Origin of the sequence: Heliophilum fasciatum, assembly GCF_004341395.1 — a bacterium.
GTDB lineage: Bacteria > Bacillota > Desulfitobacteriia > Heliobacteriales > Heliobacteriaceae > Heliophilum > Heliophilum fasciatum.
The window spans coordinates 80,472-97,664 of the sequence record NZ_SLXT01000003.1 but is presented as its reverse complement, the minus strand read 5'-3'; the positions used below and the strand labels follow the sequence as shown (position 1 = coordinate 97,664).

Here is a 17,193-nt window from a genome sequence, read left to right as displayed (position 1 = left end):
CTGCCATATTCTGTGGTAGGCAGGGTCTTGGCTTTTTGGCACTTGCGTGGAAAGGTCGACATAGGCTGTAGCGACGAAGATGTTGGGCTCACCCCGTCGACGAGAAACGTGGTGAATAGGAGAGATGTAAGCAATGAGGGAAGTTCGAGTTGGGGACAGTGTAACCCGCAACTCCTATGGTAATGATATTTTTTTTCGTGTGGTTGAGATTACACCGGGTGAAGAGGAGCCCGATGCTCGTTTACAGGGATTGGATGTGCGCTTAGAAGCGGATGCACCGCTCAGTGATTTGCAGGTGCCGCCGCTGCTGGAAGTATTTCGTTATCGCCAACGGATGCTGTTGCTTCATCACAAGCGGTTGGCCGCCGCTGAGGCCGCTTGTGCAGCGCGGTCCCGTGGGAGCAGTGACGATGGGCGCCCCCGGCGGGTTCTTCATCTCGATGGTGATGAAGAGGCATTGTCGGCTTGTCTGGATGCCTATCGTAAGCTGAATATCGCAGCGTGCGGCTATTTTCATGAGGAAAAAGAGTTTGCCGATGTGGTCGGCAGCTATCTGGAGTCTCATCCGGCGGACTTCTTGGTATTGACAGGCCATGACGGGGCCTACCGACTGCCCGATGGAACGTACAAGCAGCATCATACCGAGTACTTGACTGAAGCGATTGCGGAAGCGCGACGGCGGGCGCGCAGCGGCAATGATTTAAAAATCGTGGCCGGCGCTTGTCAATCTTGTGCAGAAGCACTGCGAACGGCCGGTGCCGATGCGGTTGTGGAGACGGATCAGGAATGGATGACGGTACTTGATCCGGTCTTGACAGTCAAGGCGCTTTGTAAACAGCGGTAAGACCGTATGGTGATGGGGAACTACTCTTGCCCTTTCACATTCATGTGGAAGCGGCTTTTTTCATAGCATCGAGGTGGACAGGAAATCAATAACGTAAAAAAGGAGAATAGCATTGTTTGCGGAATACGTAAATGGACGATCTGCACGGAAATGATGTGGGAAAGAGGGGTGGTTTGCGGTGCAGATGCTGGCGCCCGCCAAGATTAATTTATCCTTAGATGTTCTGGGACGTCGTGATGATGGTTATCATCAGGTGTCGATGGTGATGCAGACCATTGCCTTATTTGATCGCGTTCACGTTGAGGAAGTAAGCCGATCGGGTGTGTTTTTATCCGGTGGCTCCTCGGAGGCGCCGCCCGATCGAAGCAATTTAGTATATCGTGCCGCCGCATTGGTCTTGGCGCGAGCCGGACGAACCGGTGGTGTGGCGATCGACCTGGTCAAGAACATTCCGGTAGCCGCCGGACTGGCCGGCGGCAGTTCCGATGCGGCCATCACGATCAAGCTGATGAACCGGCTGTTGGGCTTGGGTTGGTCCTTGGCCGAGATGGAGGCGCTGGCGGCGGAATTGGGATCGGACGTCCCCTTTTTGATCCGCGGCGGTACGGCGCTGGCATCGGGCCGGGGAGAACAATTGACCGCATTGCCGGCGGCACCCACCTTTTGGTTGGTTGTGGTCAAGCCTCCTTTTGGCGCATCGACACCGCGCGTGTATCAAGCGCTGGGCGCTCCGCCCTATCCAGGTGGACAGCACCGCGAAGGGGCCACGGCGAAGGTGATGGCGGCCTTGGCGGCTGGGTCCTACGGGGCGTTGATCGCGGCCGTCGGCAATGACTTGGAACAGGTAACGATCGGGTGGCACCAGGAGTTGCAGGAGCTTAAAGAAGCACTGGTGCGCCACGGCTGTGATCGGGCACTCATGTCGGGAAGCGGCCCGACAATCTTGGGCTTTACCGAGCACGAGGATGTGGCCCGGCAGGCTGCGCAGGCCATCGAACAGTCGGCCTATTGGTCGGGATATGGAGTATGGGTAGCCAAGACACTTACAGAGCAGGAGGGTAACGAAGGATGACTCGTCGATTTGTACCGCTGAAACTGGATAATTATCGCCCCTTGCGGGATATTGTTTTTGAGCACCTGCGCGAGGCGATTATTGCCGGTGTGCTTAAGCCCGGTGAACGCTTGATGGAGATTCAACTGGCGGAAGAGTTAGGTGTCAGCCGGACGCCGGTACGGGAAGCGATCCGTAAGCTGGAGTTGGAAGGCTTTGTCGTGATGGTGCCCCGCAAAGGTGCTTATGTGGCCGGTGTGTCGGTCAAGGATATTACCGATGTATTTGAGTTGCGGGCCGCCCTGGAGGCGCTGGCCGCGGGATTGGCGGCGGAGCGGATCACCGAAGAAGAAACGGAAGAGATGGAACGGCGGCTCAATCGCTATGCCGCTGTGACGGAAGATGCCGATCTGAATCTGATGGTCGAAGCCGATATCGATTTTCATGATTGTGTGTACCGAGCCAGCCGCAATCAACGGTTGGTGCAAATCACGAACAACCTGCGCGAGCAGCTGCGGCGCTTCCGGACGACGTCGCTCAGTGACCCCGGGCGGCGCATGGAAGCTGTCGATGAACACCGCAAGCTCGTCGAAGCCATTGAGGCCCGCAACGTCCAGTTAGCCCAATCGCTGGCGTGGGAGCATATTGAGAATGCCGAAAACAGCATGCTGGAAGCGATGGGCGCCGTCAAGAAAAAAAGCCCGTCATGACCATAAGCAAAACCCTGGAAAAACGAATGGAACGTTTTTTCCAGGGTTTTTCACGTATTGGGCATTTCCATCATAGTATGAAGCAGTACTACATCGCTGCCCTGAGTCAGGAAAAAAGAGGATGTGGTTGGCTCACCTCTTGGGTGCAGGCATCATAGTATGTGGCGAGCCGAAAAGCATGGAACTTAACCGGGTATGTGGAAGAAGGAGGATGCACATGGACACCAAGAACGGCACCATTGAGTTGTTTGCTCAAGTCGTGGTGGCCAAAAACATTCAAAAAGATGAGCCGATCTTTTTCTCACTGGACACGTCGGTGGTACCGCCACGCGTGATTCCGCAACGGGTTTGTCTTCAGAATGTTAACGGAAGGCCGATTGTCGCCATTGAAAACATCATTTTTGACTTTGACCGCCGTGAGGATGTCATCGTCAATATCAACGGGAACGTGACGATCACCATCAACTTTGAACTGGTCTTTTTAGTGAAGAGTGCCGAAGGAACACGGGCAGTGGACGTGATTCCCGGTACATTCACGAAAATTATCCAACTTGATGAGTTCTGCCCGTCGCTCACCGTAGCGGAGCTGGCTGATGAAGTGGAAGATGCCGAAGTGCTGGTGCGCAATGTGCGCTTTGACGTGGTGTTGCGCCGGGGCGAGACCTGCACGCCAGGCGATAGCGCAGTCGCCACAGGAACACCGGCGGATGTGCTGGTCTTTGCCGATGTCATCGTCAAATTGACCCGTTTTACCGACGTTGTTGTCTATGGTGAGTTAGACATGGAAAAAGAATGTTAGGCCAGGTGGGCCATGGTGCGCACCAAGGAAAATATTCTTAAGGCGCTCGTCTATGAACAGGCGGCTTACTATAATTACCGTAAATTTGCGGAAGAAGCGAAAAAAGAAGGGTTAAGCGAAACGTCAGTGTTGTTTCAGGCGCTGGCGGGACAGGAGATGGATCACAAGCAGCAATTGCTGGGCCAGTTAAAGATGATCGTATCTAAAGAACTGACTCGTGGGCGTAAGCCGGCGGGAGAAGGAAAACGGACCTTGTCTCCGCGCAGCCCCGGGTCCGTCTCCCCCCGCAGCCCCGAACGGTTGCCGCCGGACTGACGACGTTGCCTCGGCTGTTCTACACAGAGCAGCGGAGGCTTTGTTTTTTTACATAAAAGGTCTAAAGGAATTGTGGCGATAATACGAGGAAGACGTAGAATATTTATCTAAATTTTATTTACTATGATGAAGGGATCTAATGCCATTGGTCGAATAAGTACAAGGTTAGGACAACGAGAGGATTCAGGAAGGTGGTGAGACCATGAATATCACTGACGTCCGAGTTCGCAAACTAAACCTGGAAGGCAAAATGAAGGCCATCGTTTCCGTCACTTTTGACAATGCCTTTGTGGTGCATGACGTCAAGGTGGTGGAAGGGCAAAAGGGGTTGTTCGTGGCCATGCCTAGCCGCAAAACGACGGAAGGTGATTATCGGGATATTGCTCATCCGATTTCGACGGATGCCCGTGAGATAATCGCAACTGCTGTGCTGGATGCATATCAAACAGCAATTGCCGATTCGGCTAGCAATGAAATTGCCTGAACTTCTTCACAACATGACAGATATTTTTAGCTAGAATGAAAAAAGAGATGCGATGCATCTCTTTTTATATTTATTAGCATCGATCCCGGTGCGGATCAGATCCCCCAGGCGTCACGGATATCGCGTTTCTCATCCCATTCACGGCCTTCGTCAATCATCTGCCATAGCGGTTGGAGATCGGCCGTACAGGTGCTGTAAGAAGGCAATGCTTCGAGGCTTTGGCGCAGTCCGGGCCATTGCTCGCGAAAATAGGTTTTATTGCCCAGGTAAAGCTGCCGGGCAATGGCCGGGTTGTGGAGAAACGTTGCCGGCAAGTTGTGAAAATGGGTGGCGATGAGTTGCGCCAGGGTAAAGGTGGCCAGGGTAATTTCGGGGTTGATGAGCCAACTGGCCGGTGAGCGATATTCGAAATGGATGGAGCTTTTCACGCGAACGTCGCCAATGCCGCCGTAGTAACGACGGCGTTGCTTCGCTGTGGCGGTGCACTCGATCAGGAAGAGAGGGATCAGCAAATAATGGTCGAGAGCGCGCAAGAAGCGGAAGCGAAGCGGCACATTGCCAAAGTGGATATGGCCGCCGATGGGGAATTGAGGAAAGGGCTGTGAGCCGGCGACCAAACGCAACGGATACCGCGCGATGCGGCGATGCACACGCAGGAGCAGGCGGCGGATGGTGTCCGTGAGCTCACGGGGGCTTTTTTGCGGTTGGGGCCGCACTTCGCCGATAACACTGCGCTGGTCACAGCCGATGCTGCCTTGCGGCGTAAAATGCCGGCGGGCTGCGATCATTTTGCCGGTGCGGCGATGCTGCAGCATGAATTCGGGATCGGCACCGAGCAGCAAATTTTCCGGTGCCGGCGACGGTGTAAGCCGCTCGACGATCAATTCCCGCAGGGCCGGCGCATAGATGCGTGCCAGTCGCGGTGTGAGGTTCGGGGCCAGGTGGATGCTGAGCAACCGAGGATAGCCACGAACGGGCACAGCGACTTTGACGGCGCCAAAGTCGGCACCGCTGAGGTATAGGGCGCGCATGGCCGTTCCCAGTGCTTTTTTTCGCTCGGAGGCGGTGAGTGTATTACGGGTTTGCACAGCGATGATCCGTCCGTCAACGATATGGACCGTGAGCACGCGGCGGTCGCTGCCCCGGTGGTCAAAAGGTACGTTATGAATACGATAAAGCCGGAGGGCTTGTTGTTGGGTAAAATCTTGCAAGACGGAAACGGGGTTGAGCGTGAGCAGGCGCCCTTGGGCTTCGGCGGTACGGCCAAAGCAAATAAGCGTATCCGGTGTTTCGGACGGTACCGAGGTCATATGGGGACAGCCGAGTGCATCCGCCAGGCGCTGACCGGAGCGCCGGTGGGCATGAAGGAGAATCGTATCCAAATGAGTCACCTCGCCGACAATTTTTTGTCGGAATGAAAGGAAACCGCGCAGTCATGTGGAATAGTAGACGATGATTGCGCAATTTTCACTTCTTGATTTCGGTTGAGATAAAAAAGCGCATGAAAACTTGAGCGATCCAGGGCGACGATACAGGAGGCTTTATCAATGGGAAAAAGGGCGGTCATCGTCCTCGCTGCCGGAAAAGGGACGCGGATGCGCTCAAACCGGCCCAAGGTGCTGCATGAGGTAGCGGGACAACCGCTGGTCATGCATGTGTTGGATGCGGTGGAAACCTGTGATGTACAAACGCCGGTGGTGGTCATCGGTCATGGCGGCGATGCCGTACAAGCGTGCCTAGGCGACCGTGCACAGGTCGCGTGGCAGCAAGAGCAGTTGGGTACGGGTCATGCGGTGATGATGGCGCGTACGCTGATACCGGATGATGTGACGACGGTGATGGTGCTTTGTGGTGATACGCCGTTGCTACGCGGTGCAACGCTGGCTGATTTGTGGCAAACCCATGAGCAAAGTGGCGCGATGGCGACGGTGCTGACGGCCGTCGTTCCCGAACCAACGGGGTACGGGCGCATGGTGCGCGATGACCAAGGGCATGTAGTCGCGATTGTAGAAGAAAAAGATGCCACACCGGAACAAAAAGCGATTACGGAAATCAACTCAGGGACCTATTGTTTTGAACGGGCTGCGCTGTGGACCGCCTTAGATGAGATTCGACCGGTCAATGCACAAGGCGAGTATTATCTTACGGATGTGCTGGCGATTTTCCGTGACCGTGGCGGTGTTGTCGGTGCTCACATCGTGCAGGATACTCAAGAGATTTTGGGGATCAATTCGCGTCGGCAGTTAGCCGAAGCGGAACAGGTGATGCAAGAGCGCTTGCGCCAGTATTGGATGGACGCCGGTGTGACCATGCTTGATCCATCGAGCGTGTGGTTATCGGCAGACGTTCGTATCGGCAAAGACACGGTGATTTACCCGCAGACGATGTTGGAGGGGCAGACCGTCATCGGTGAGGACTGCACTGTCGGGCCGCTGACGCGCATTCGCGACAGTGTGATTGCCAATGGTGTGGTGATTCAAAACTCGGTGGTGTTGGGGAGTCAGGTTGCCGATGGCTGTTCCATAGGCCCCTTTGCCTATTTGCGCCCCGGCACCGAACTCGCTGAGGATGTCAAGGTAGGTGATTTTGTCGAAGTTAAAAAGTCACGGATTGGTGCCGGTTCCAAGTTACCTCATCTCAGCTATGTCGGTGATGCGGTGCTGGGCACCGGCGTCAACATCGGCGCAGGGACGATTACTTGTAACTATGATGGGGAAAATAAGTGGTTGACAACGATTGATGATGGAGCGTTTGTCGGGTCAAACACGAATTTAGTTGCGCCGGTTCATGTGGGGGCACGAGCGATCATTGGTGCAGGTTCGACCATTACAAAGGATGTGCCTCCGGAAGCGTTGGCCATTGAACGGGCACCACAACGGAATGTGGATGGCTTTCGGAATCGAACGAAGAAACAATAAAAAACTACCATGCACGAATAATCATAGAGCCGACGGCGATACGGGAATATCAGTAGCCGTGGCTTGATCCGAAACCCAATTGGAGGTGCCTTATGTCTTTTTTTAACCGTAAGTTGAAGATTTTCGCGGGCAATGCCAATCCGGCGCTTGCAGAGGAGATCGCCGAGTATCTGGGGGTTTCGGTGGGATCCGCGAAGGTGACTCATTTTAGCGATGGCGAGATCCATGTGAATATTGCCGAGAGTGTACGGGGCGCTGATATTTTTGTCGTACAGCCCACGTCCTACCCGGTCAATGAAAACATTATGGAACTGTTGATTATGGTCGATGCGTTGCGCCGGGCGTCGGCACGGCGGATTACGGCGGTCTTACCTTATTATGGATACGCACGGCAAGACCGGAAGGTGCGTGCTCGTGCACCGATTTCCGCCAAGCTGATGGCCAATATTCTGACGGCAGCCGGTGCGCGGCGGGTCGTGACCATGGATCTGCATGCCGGACAAATTCAAGGATTCTTTGATATTCCTGTTGATCATTTGCCCGGTGTACCGATCTTGGCGGAGTATTTCCTGAATAAGGGGCTGCAAGATGTCGTCGTCGTATCACCGGACCTGGGTGGTGTCACACGGGCACGGGATTTAGCGGAGCGGATTGGTGCATCGCTGGCGATCATCGACAAACGCCGTCCCGAACCGAATGTGTCCGAGGTTATGAATGTCATCGGTGATATCGAAGGCAAAACCGCCATTATGACTGATGATATCATTGATACAGCGGGCACGATTGTCAACGGTGCGCAGGCACTCCTTGATCGCGGGGTCAAAGAAGTGTACGCTTGTTGTACGCACCCGGTGTTGTCGGGACCGGCGATTGAACGGATTGCCAAGTCGAGTTTGAAAGAACTGGTCGTGACGAACACGATCCCGCTGGCGCCGGAAAAGCGCATCGATAAGATTCAAGTGCTTTCGGTGGCACCGTTGATCGGGGAAGCGATCATTCGCATCCATGAAGATCTTTCGGTAAGTAAGCTCTTTGACTGAGGCTCGGGACTAAAGCGCTCCGGTGCCATCGTTTTGGCTGGGAAAGGCGGTTCCGTTTATCCGTCCGTAAAATAAAGAAGGCGCCCTGTAGTCGCTTGACTGCAGGGCGCTTTTGGCGTTATTTCGGTTCCGTTGGTGCCGGTGGGGCCGCCAGCGCGGGCGGCTCAACGGCTGGCGGCGTATCGGCCGGGGGAGGAGAGAGCGGCAGGACGGGGGCAATGGGAGGATCATCGGGCGCCGGCGATTCAAGCGGGGCGACGGGAGCGACGGGGGATGGGATCGTCGTTGTTGTCGGTGCCATAGGCGGGTTGACCGGAAAATCACCGGTGAGCGTAGGAGCGGCCGCTGCTTCCGGGGTGATCCAGGGGGGTGGCGGAAAGTCATCGCCGGCATGATTAGATGATGATGCAGGATTGCGGAACTTTTCAATGGTGCGGGAAAACTGATCGCCCCATTGCCGCTGCAAGGTGACGGTGCGATCCCAGGTTTTTTCGGAGGTTTCATGAATTTTTTGGATGGTTTGGCTGAAGCGACTGCTGATCGGCTCCAGGTACTCGTGGGTGTTTTCATATACGAGGACCATTTCACTGCTGATGGTGCGAATACAGCGGGCGGGCATGCGGACGCTGCCATTGAGCCAGCCTTGTTTCCAGGAACCGCGAATATCAAAGAAAAGGATGCGGCCGCTTTGCGGTTCGAAGTAATAGTCTTCGATGATGCCGAGTTTTTGGCCGCCCGTGGTCAGCACGCGGTTGCCGATCAAGGCCGAGCGTTCGCGCATGAGCTGAAACAGGTGAGGCAAGTTGGTGCTGCGTTGCACATGACTGGAACGATCGATGATGATGGCGGCATCGCCAATGGAGTGGATTTTTCCGTAGGGAATGACTTTTTGTTCCCGAAATAAGCCGCGTTGCTCCACTTGCAGGGCGAGAACTTCCAGGGTTTTCGGATCGACAATCAACCCATGGACGGTGCCGATATGTTGGCCTTCTTCAAGGGTGATGATCGGTCGCTGGAGGAGTTCTTTGCTGGCAAGCATGGCTTGGATTCCTCCTTTACAGGTTCTTCCTGATGATGTGTATGCCTTGGCGGAAGCAGGTATGACTTGATCCGAATGGGGGCATACTGGTCATAGGTATAAGGTTGAAGGAGGATGGCTATGGATCGCATGGCCCTGGGTGTGCAAACGCGAGAAAAAGCGGATAAACAACTGGTCAAAGCATTGCGTCGGCGCGGTGCGTTGCCTGGTGTCGTCTATGGTCAAGGCAAACCGGATATGTTACTGTCGCTGGACGCGAAGGAACTGGGGCGGCTGTTGACGTCCCGCGGTCAAGGCTTGGTGGATTTGCGCATTGACGGCGGTGAAAAGCGGGAGTTGGTCATGATCCGTGATGTGCAGCGTCATCCCATTGATCGGACGCTGCGCCATGTGGATTTTCAACGGGTAGCGATGGATCAGCCGGTCGATATTGAACTGCCGCTGGTGATCACCGGAGAAGCGCCGGGCGTCAAAACGGGCGGTGTCTTGCAGGTGGCCCTGCGCACGGTCGGTGTCTCCGGGTTGCCGCAGCACCTGCCGGCGCACATTGCCGTCGATGTCTCCGGGTTGGAAATGCATGAGAAGCTGACCGTCGGTGATCTGCAGTTGCCGGAAGGTGTGCAGCTACGCGATGATCAAGATAAGGTGATCTTGTCGATCGTGGCACCGCGGGCCGTCGTAGAAACCGGTGAAGCCGCAAGCGCCGCCGGAGCGACGGACGCGGCCGAGGAGGCTCCGAAGACCGAAGAATAAGCGCGGCGATGATGAAGAAAAAGGGTTTTTCGCAGGGCAACACGAACTGTTCCTGCGAAAGGGGAGTCTCTGGTGAAAGTCATCGTTGGATTAGGCAATCCCGGTCGGCAGTATGCGTCGACGCGGCATAACATTGGATTTATGGTCGTTGATGAATTGGCGGACCGCTGGGGCTGTGCCCCCTTTGTATCGCGCTTTCGGGGCTTGGTCACGGAAGCCCGGATGGAGGGGCAAAAAGTGCTGTTGCTCAAGCCGGAAACGTTCATGAACTTGAGCGGTGAAGCCGTAGGGGAAGCGGTACGGTTTTTTAAGGTTGATCCCAAGGATATCTTGGTGATCCATGATGATCTTGATTTGCCGCCGGGCCGCTTGCGCGGGCGGGAAAAAGGTCGCAGTGGCGGCCATAATGGGTTGAAATCGCTGATTGCCCATCTCGGCGGTGAGAATTTTCCGCGCTTGAAGATGGGGATTGGCCGTCCGGTTCAGGGTTCCTCGGCAGCCTTTGTCTTGCAGAACTTTGCTGTCGACGAAGCCGAGGTGGTGGAGACCATGATCGGTCAGGCCTGCCAAGCTGCGGAGCTATGGGTTCGCCAGGGGATGCTGGAAGTGATGAACCGGTTTAACCGTGAAGGGGAGCCACCAAAAAACCCGTCTGCATGATGCAGGCGGGTTTTTACGCATGACCATCACCATGGATCAGGTGGTGGTGAACAATCGTTTGAATGGTTTGGCGCACCAAGTCGGCGATGGCCGGCGAAACCGGTTGATCGTACTGTGGGGCGAGGCTGGTGATCTGCCGGCGTTTGCCCTCCAACAGTGCATCAATGTCACCGTCAGCGATCATACCGGTCTTGATGGCCCACAAGATGCTGGTGGTGGGATCGTCGTAGGATAAGGCGTGGGCGAAGTTCCAGGCGCAGGCGGCGTAACGTTCGAGCAAGTCGAGCAGGCGGTAGGCATGGAGGGCTTCTTTGGTATCATAGCCGTAGCGCTCGACAAGGGTGCCGGTCGTTGCCGTTCCTTTGCGTAAGTTTTTGCGTTTTTCTTGATAGGTCCCCAGGCAGGAACGGTAGAGATGAACGCGCCCGGCGGCGGTGATGATCTCACGTTGGTGAAAAAGCGGCTCCAGCAGGTGGTAATAAGGCTTGTGAATCGCAAGTTCGCGGCTGTAGAGCACTTCGAGAAAGTAGGGATTGCCCTTGAGGATCAGATCGGCGAGGCGGCGAATGTCATGAACAGTATAGTCTTCTTGCGGGGACGTATGGGCATAACTGTAGCGGGTGCCGTTGTAAAGATCGTCGAAACTGGGCAGCACAAAGAGTTTCCAATCCTTATCAGAAAGGGCATCGTGCAGGTTGTAATTCAAGGAGCCGACGCGGGCCCGAAGAAGTACGGTGCGAGCGCCCCAAGGCTTGATCATAGCTGTGCTCCTAGGAGAAAGGATGGATGGGTAAGAACCGGCAGATGGTCGAGCCTGTGGATAAACCGGTCAAAGGCTTGGAAAAGTTCCGGGTGAAAGAGGTGGGCGTTTTCACTCATGTGTTGCCATGCTTCTTCCGGTGTCCGGCCTTTCTGGCGAATCGTTTCTTCTTGCAGGCTCACAAAGGTATCGCAGAGATGAATGATATGGCTGCCATAGAGAAGTTGTTCACATGGCACCCGGCGTGGATAGCCGCTGCCGTCCATCTGTTCGTGATGTTGGGCAATCATCATGCCGATCTCCTGGGGAAAGAGCCCCATTTCTTTGAGAATCGCTTCGCCATGGGTAGGATGAGCTTGAAAAAGAACTTCTTCATAGGGCTCAATGGCCATTGGTTTGTTTAGTATTCCCGCATCGACACGAAGTAAACCGATATCGTGCAGCAGGGCAGCCAAGGTGATCAAGAGGGCATTTTCCGGTTCCGTATGGAGATAGGTTAAAAAAGCACGGGTTTTCCGGGCGACATTTTGTGTATGCCACAGTGCCGGTTGACTGTGGGATGCCAGTTTTTGCAGCAATGAATGGGTAGGCTCAAGTAAGTTATGATGATCAGAACAAACCGGTGAGACCATAAAGGGAGCCTCCTCGCAGGAACGAATGCAAAATACCTACACAAACATTGTACACGATTCTATCGGCTTGCGGGTATCCTTTCCTTGACCGGATTCAACGAGTACTCATATAATGAGGACGAGTGGATATCTTTAATTTTGTAGGGGATTCGTTGATTGGCGCTTCGCTTATCGCGTGATCGAAAAGGCAGGGCTTTTTTTTTGTGCGTTTTTAGCCGTTGGCAACAGGCGCAAGCAGGAGCAACGCTTGCGGAACCGGTTGAAAAAGAGCAGTCCCTGATGGAAAGAGAGTGTGCCGATGTCTGAACAAGTACGAGATCAAAGTCTGTTAGCATATTTAGCGGCGATGCCGGAATGGGAACGGGTATGTTCGGGAGCGCAGGGTCGGTGGGCCCAAGCGGTTTTTGGATTACCGGCGGGCCTGCGCACGCTATTGATGGTGATGGTGGCGTCAGTCACGAAGCGACCGCAGTTGATTGTGATGCCGTCCTTGGCCGGTGCCAAACAACTGGTCGAAGAGTTGCAGGCGTGGCAAATCGGCATGCCGGTCCGTTTCTTTCCGGCTGCGGAAGTGATGCCCTATGAAGTCTTGGCGTCGAGCCATGAGCTGTTGGCGCAGCGCATGGTGGTGCTGCAGTCGCTGGCGCTGGGGGAAGCCATGGTGGTCGTAACGACGGCCGACGCGTTGATGAAAACGCTGTTGCCGCCGGCGGTGCTGAAGCAAGCGCGGTGGTCCCTCGCCTTGGGGCAGCAGGTGGAACTGACGGAAGCGTGCCGGCGTTTGCACGAACTGGGCTATCAGCGTTTGCCGCTGGTGGAGGCGCCCGGGCAATATGCGCTGCGTGGAGGCATTCTCGATATTTTCCCGCTCACCGAAACGCGGCCGGTGCGTGTGGAGTTTTTTGATGACGAAATCGATTCGCTGCGCTTTTTCGATGTGCAAAGCCAGCGTTCGCTGGAAAATGCGACAGCGTATACGGTCGGTCCGGCACGGGAACTCGTGCTGACGGCGGAAGGCATGACTGCCGGTCGCGAACGGTTGGCCGCCGAGGCGGATCGGGTCTATGGCAAGCTGCTGACGGCCGGTGAGGGGGAAGCGGCGGCGCGGTTGCGGGAAAAAGTCGATGGGTACTTGGAACAGTTGGATCAAGGGATCTGGACGGAAGGGATGGAACAATACCAGCAGCTTTTTTACCCGGACCGTACGTCGCTGTTTGATTATCTATCGCCCGAGACGATCGTTTTTATGGATGAGCCGTCGCGCTTGCAAGAGACGATGCGGGCGCGAAGCCAAGAAGTGACCGATATGTTTACGCACCTCTTGGCCGCCGGTCAATTGTTGCCATCCCAACAAGCCTTGTTAATGACGGAAGATGCGCTGACGGGATCACTGGCAGGGCACTCGGTCATCTATTTGTCGTTGCTGCCCAAACGCATCGACGGTGTCGCTGCTGAACGAGCCGTATCGGTGGCGGCCAAAAGCATGCATGCTTTTATGGGTAAACTGGAACCGCTGGCGGAAGAATTGCAGCAGGCGCGCAAACGCAAGTTGGCCTGCTTAATCATTGTCTCCACACCGACGCGGTGTCAGCGTCTGCGCGAAGCGTTGCGTGACTATGGGCTGGAAACGGTGGTCGGCGATGTGCAGTCCCCGCTGCTGCCGGGGACGGTGACCTTGGCCGTCGGCACGTTGGAAGCCGGCTTTGAGCTACCGGCGGCGCGGTTGATCGTGCTGACGGACGCGGAAATTTTCGGGCGGGAGAAAAAGCCCCGCAAGCCCAAAAAATCGACCAAGGCAGGTACAAAAATCGACTCTTTTCTGGATTTAAACGCCGGCGATTATGTGGTGCACGTCAACCATGGGATCGGCCGCTATCTGGGTGTCGAAAAGTTGGAAGTCGGCGGTATTCATAAGGATTATCTGGTCATCCGTTATGCCGGCGAAGACCGCTTGTATGTGCCGACCGATCAAGTGCATTTGATGCAAAAGTATGTTGGTTCGGAAGGCGTAGTGCCGAAAATCTACAAACTAGGCGGCAATGATTGGCAGAAGGTCAAGCAAAAAGTCAAAGAGTCGGTCCGGGAAATGGCCGGTGATCTGCTGCAACTCTATGCGCAGCGGGAGAACCGACCCGGCCATGCGTTTCTGGCCGATTCGCCCTGGCAGCGCGAGTTTGAAGAACGCTTTCCGTACGAGGAAACGCCTGATCAAGCGCGCTCGATTGATGAGGTCAAGGGCGATATGGAAAAGCCCAAGCCGATGGACCGGTTGCTCTGCGGGGATGTGGGCTACGGCAAAACGGAAGTGGCCATCCGGGCGGCATTCAAAGCCGTTTACGAAGGGTTTCAAGTGGCCATTTTGGTGCCAACAACGATCTTGGCACAGCAGCACTACAACACCTTTCGGGAGCGCTTTACGGGGTATGCCGTGACTGTCGAGGTGCTTTCGCGCTTTCGCTCGGCGAAAGAGCAAAAGGTAACGCTGGAAAAATTGGCGAAGGGGTCACTGGATATTGTGATTGGCACCCATCGGCTGGTTTCGCAAGATGTCCGGTTCAAAAATCTGGGTTTGCTGATCATCGATGAGGAGCAGCGCTTTGGCGTCGCCCATAAGGAGAAAATCAAGCAGCTCAAGCAAGATGTCGATGTCTTGACCTTGTCGGCGACGCCGATTCCGCGGACGCTGCACATGTCCATGGTGGGGCTACGCGATATGTCGACGATTGAAACGCCGCCCGATGACCGCTATCCGGTGCAGACGTATGTGGTCGAGCATAATCCGGAACTGATCCGGGAAGCGATCAAACGGGAACTGGGCCGCGGCGGTCAAGTTTATTATGTGCGCAACCGGGTGGAAGATCTGGATCGCATTGCCCGCGATCTGGCCAAGATGGTGCCGGACGTGCGCATCGGGATTGGTCACGGCAAGATGCGTGAGGATCAACTGGAACAGGTCATGTTGGATTTTATTGAAGGTGAATATGACATTTTAGTTTGCACGACGATCATCGAAACGGGCCTCGATGTGCCCAATGTCAATACCCTGATCGTGGATGGTGCTGATCTGATGGGACTGGCGCAGTTGTACCAGTTGCGGGGCCGCGTCGGCCGGGCCAATCGTTTGGCTTACGCGTATTTTACCTATCGCAAAGATAAGCTGTTGACGGAAGTGGCGGAAAAGCGGCTCCATGCGATCCGCGAGTTTACCGAATTAGGGTCGGGTTTCAAGATTGCCATGCGCGATCTGGAAATTCGCGGTGTCGGTAATTTGCTTGGTGCGGAGCAGCATGGTCACTTAGCATCGGTCGGGTTTGACTTGTACTGCCGGATGCTGGAAGAAGCGGTGCAGGATTTGCGCGGCGAAAAAACACCGGAAGTACAGGAGACACTGGTGGAGATTGCCGTCGATGGCTTTATTCCCGATGACTATGTAGGTGATCCGGCGTTAAAAGTCCATTTTTACAAGCGGTTGCTGGCCGCCAAAGAACCGGGGCAAGTCAATGAACTGGAAGAGGAATTGGAGGATCGCTTTGGCGATCTCCCCGATCCGGTATTGAATCTGGTTCGCCTATCGCGGGTCAAAGCCAACGGGCTCCTTTGCGGTGTTTCGGCGGTGCAGTGGCAAAAGGAACAACTGCGGATTCGTTTTTTTCCGCACTCGCCGGTTACGGCGGCTGATCTGCAACAGATCAGTCATTTGCGTGGCCGCAAAGTGATGTTTCAGGCCGCCGGAGTGATGGAAATGGCGGTGCAGGTCGCGCGGGTGAAAGCGATGAATGTCTTGGCGCTGGCCGATAATATCTTGCAGGATCTGGGTGCCAACGTCGCCGGTGGTGCGCCCCAGGACAGCCAGACAACGGAGCCACAGACGCCACCGCAGCCGTTGCTTTTGCAAGGAGCGCCGGCGCCCCGGGCGAAACCGATGCCGGCAAGCGGGATGCGCCCGGAGGTGCCCCGGTCCTAGCCCCGTGCACTTGCTCCTGCTTGCACCCGGATGGTATAATGCCTGTACTAAGAATTAAGGGGGCCGGTGCCATTTTGAAGTGGATACGGCAAGCGGGAGTGCTAGGGCTCATCGTGATGTTGTTCGTGACGGCCGGTTGCGGTCAGTCGCAAGCAGTAGCTACCGTCAACGGCGACACCATTACACGGGCAGAATTAGACAAACGGCTCGATCGTTATAAAAATGATATTGCCGCCCAAGCCGAAAACGAAGATACGCGTAAGCAGCAGATGGCGATGCTGGAACAGCAAGAACTGGATCGCATGATCGATGAAACGTTGCTGGAACAGGAAGCCAAAAAACGCAATGTTCAGATCACGGAGCAGCAGGTAGAAGAAGAACTGGCCAAAACCAAACAATCCTTTGCTTCTGATACGGACTACCAAGAGGCATTAAAACAAAGCCAGATGACGGAAGCCGATGTCAAGGAAATGACGCGGATGCGGCTCATGGCCTTCGCGGTCTATGAGCAAGTCACGGCCGATGTGGCGGTGACGGACAATGAAATCGCCGCGTACTATCAAGCCAATCCGGAACGATTTAAGACGGGCAAGCAAGTTCGCGCCTCGCATATTTTGCTGAAGACAGAAGCCGAAGCCAAAGACGTCATTGATCAATTGCAAAAGGGTGCTGATTTTGCCCAGTTAGCGGCGACCCGCTCGATTGATCCTTCGGCGGCGCAGAACAAAGGTGATCTGGGCTTTTTTGAGCAAAGTGATATGGTCAAGGAATTTGCCGATGCTGCTTTTGCCATGAAAAGCGGCGATACCAGCAAAACACCGGTAAAATCATCTTTTGGCTACCATGTGATTCGTGTGGTCGACAGTAAGGAGCCCCACCAGCAGACGCTGGAAGAAGCCCGCGATCAACTGAAAGTCGATTTGCCGGCCGAGAAAAAGGAAACTCGGTTCACCAATTGGTTTAACGAAATGAAAGCGCAAGCGACGATTGATCGTAAGTTGCCGCCGCTGGCCGAGAATGATATGGGACCCCTGTTGGGTGCGCCGGAAGGAACCGGCAAATAAGCAGATGAAGCCGGACGATGTCCGGCTTTTTTTATCGGACCATGGAACCGAAGGATATTTTTCACTGGTAGTTGAATGGAAAAAAATGAATAACCCTTCCCGCTCGGATATATACTAACACTGAACCGGGACCCTCAATATAGGCCCACAAGGGAGGGAT

Annotated in this window: 16 protein-coding genes; 12 read left to right on the top strand and 4 right to left on the bottom strand. The window is 55.0% G+C overall.

Annotation, left to right across the window (positions count from 1 at the left end; genetic code table 11):
- Positions 1–133 precede the first annotated feature (133 nt).
- The 6 genes from EDD73_RS02180 to spoVG all read left to right on the top strand — a co-directional run bounded on the left by EDD73_RS02180 (position 134) and on the right by spoVG (position 4,203).
- Positions 134–844 carry a sporulation peptidase YabG gene (locus EDD73_RS02180; RefSeq protein WP_131918058.1) on the top strand — a complete coding sequence of 237 codons (711 nt, stop codon included), beginning with the start codon at positions 134–136 and terminating at the stop codon, positions 842–844.
- Between the two features lie 184 nt (positions 845–1,028).
- The gene (gene ispE / locus EDD73_RS02175; protein WP_243116764.1) at positions 1,029–1,916 is read left to right on the top strand and encodes a 4-(cytidine 5'-diphospho)-2-C-methyl-D-erythritol kinase; all 888 of its coding nucleotides are present in this window, start codon (positions 1,029–1,031) and stop codon (positions 1,914–1,916) included.
- A complete protein-coding gene (locus tag EDD73_RS02170; RefSeq protein ID WP_131918056.1) occupies positions 1,913–2,605 on the top strand; it encodes a GntR family transcriptional regulator in 693 nt (230 codons plus the stop codon). The genes ispE and EDD73_RS02170 overlap by 4 nt, the downstream gene beginning before the upstream one ends.
- Before the next feature lie 217 nt (positions 2,606–2,822).
- Positions 2,823–3,404 (top strand): hypothetical protein, encoded by a 582-nt coding sequence (locus EDD73_RS02165; RefSeq protein ID WP_131918055.1) that lies wholly within the window; start codon positions 2,823–2,825, stop codon positions 3,402–3,404.
- 15 nt (positions 3,405–3,419) lie between these two features.
- Positions 3,420–3,719 carry a ferritin family protein gene (locus EDD73_RS02160; protein WP_165876268.1) on the top strand — a complete coding sequence of 100 codons (300 nt, stop codon included), beginning with the start codon at positions 3,420–3,422 and terminating at the stop codon, positions 3,717–3,719.
- A 202-nt stretch (positions 3,720–3,921) separates the two neighbouring features.
- On the top strand, positions 3,922–4,203 hold the full coding sequence (gene spoVG, locus EDD73_RS02155; RefSeq protein WP_131918053.1) for a septation regulator SpoVG: 282 nt from the start codon (positions 3,922–3,924) through the stop codon (positions 4,201–4,203).
- Between the two features lie 95 nt (positions 4,204–4,298).
- Here spoVG and EDD73_RS02150 read toward each other — a convergent pair whose 3' ends face one another.
- Positions 4,299–5,585: a putative amidoligase domain-containing protein gene (locus EDD73_RS02150; protein ID WP_131918052.1), complete on the bottom strand. Its 1,287-nt coding sequence runs from the start codon at positions 5,583–5,585 to the stop codon at positions 4,299–4,301.
- A 165-nt stretch (positions 5,586–5,750) separates the two neighbouring features.
- On the opposite strand from EDD73_RS02150, the gene glmU reads away from it, so the two are divergent.
- Both glmU and EDD73_RS02140 read left to right on the top strand, forming a co-directional pair.
- Positions 5,751–7,121 (top strand): bifunctional UDP-N-acetylglucosamine diphosphorylase/glucosamine-1-phosphate N-acetyltransferase GlmU, encoded by a 1,371-nt coding sequence (gene glmU / locus EDD73_RS02145; protein WP_131918051.1) that lies wholly within the window; start codon positions 5,751–5,753, stop codon positions 7,119–7,121.
- 92 nt (positions 7,122–7,213) lie between these two features.
- Positions 7,214–8,161, top strand: coding sequence for a ribose-phosphate diphosphokinase (locus EDD73_RS02140; RefSeq protein ID WP_131918050.1), 948 nt, complete (start codon positions 7,214–7,216; stop codon positions 8,159–8,161).
- 118 nt (positions 8,162–8,279) lie between these two features.
- On the opposite strand, the gene EDD73_RS02135 is transcribed toward EDD73_RS02140, so the two are convergent.
- Positions 8,280–9,200 (bottom strand): PRC-barrel domain-containing protein, encoded by a 921-nt coding sequence (locus EDD73_RS02135; protein ID WP_131918049.1) that lies wholly within the window; start codon positions 9,198–9,200, stop codon positions 8,280–8,282.
- 120 nt (positions 9,201–9,320) lie between these two features.
- On the opposite strand from EDD73_RS02135, the gene EDD73_RS02130 reads away from it, so the two are divergent.
- Both EDD73_RS02130 and pth read left to right on the top strand, forming a co-directional pair.
- Positions 9,321–9,953, top strand: a complete 633-nt coding sequence (locus EDD73_RS02130; RefSeq protein ID WP_165876267.1) for a 50S ribosomal protein L25 — start codon at positions 9,321–9,323, stop codon at positions 9,951–9,953.
- Between the two features lie 72 nt (positions 9,954–10,025).
- Entirely contained in the window at positions 10,026–10,613 is a 588-nt protein-coding gene (pth, locus tag EDD73_RS02125) for an aminoacyl-tRNA hydrolase (RefSeq protein ID WP_131918047.1), read from the top strand.
- Positions 10,614–10,626: 13 nt separating this feature from the next.
- Here pth and EDD73_RS02120 read toward each other — a convergent pair whose 3' ends face one another.
- Together EDD73_RS02120 and EDD73_RS02115 are read right to left on the bottom strand one after the other, a co-directional pair.
- Positions 10,627–11,373 (bottom strand): DNA polymerase beta superfamily protein, encoded by a 747-nt coding sequence (locus tag EDD73_RS02120; RefSeq protein WP_131918046.1) that lies wholly within the window; start codon positions 11,371–11,373, stop codon positions 10,627–10,629.
- A complete protein-coding gene (locus EDD73_RS02115; protein WP_131918045.1) occupies positions 11,370–12,005 on the bottom strand; it encodes an HD-GYP domain-containing protein in 636 nt (211 codons plus the stop codon). The genes EDD73_RS02120 and EDD73_RS02115 overlap by 4 nt, the downstream gene beginning before the upstream one ends.
- A 298-nt stretch (positions 12,006–12,303) precedes the next feature.
- Between EDD73_RS02115 and mfd the strand changes: the two genes are divergently transcribed.
- Both mfd and EDD73_RS02105 read left to right on the top strand, forming a co-directional pair.
- Positions 12,304–15,969 carry a transcription-repair coupling factor gene (gene mfd / locus EDD73_RS02110; protein WP_131918044.1) on the top strand — a complete coding sequence of 1,222 codons (3,666 nt, stop codon included), beginning with the start codon at positions 12,304–12,306 and terminating at the stop codon, positions 15,967–15,969.
- A gap of 74 nt (positions 15,970–16,043) precedes the next feature.
- Complete coding sequence (locus EDD73_RS02105; RefSeq protein WP_165876266.1) at positions 16,044–17,033, top strand: peptidyl-prolyl cis-trans isomerase; 990 nt, start codon at positions 16,044–16,046, stop codon at positions 17,031–17,033.
- Positions 17,034–17,193: the final 160 nt, after the last annotated feature.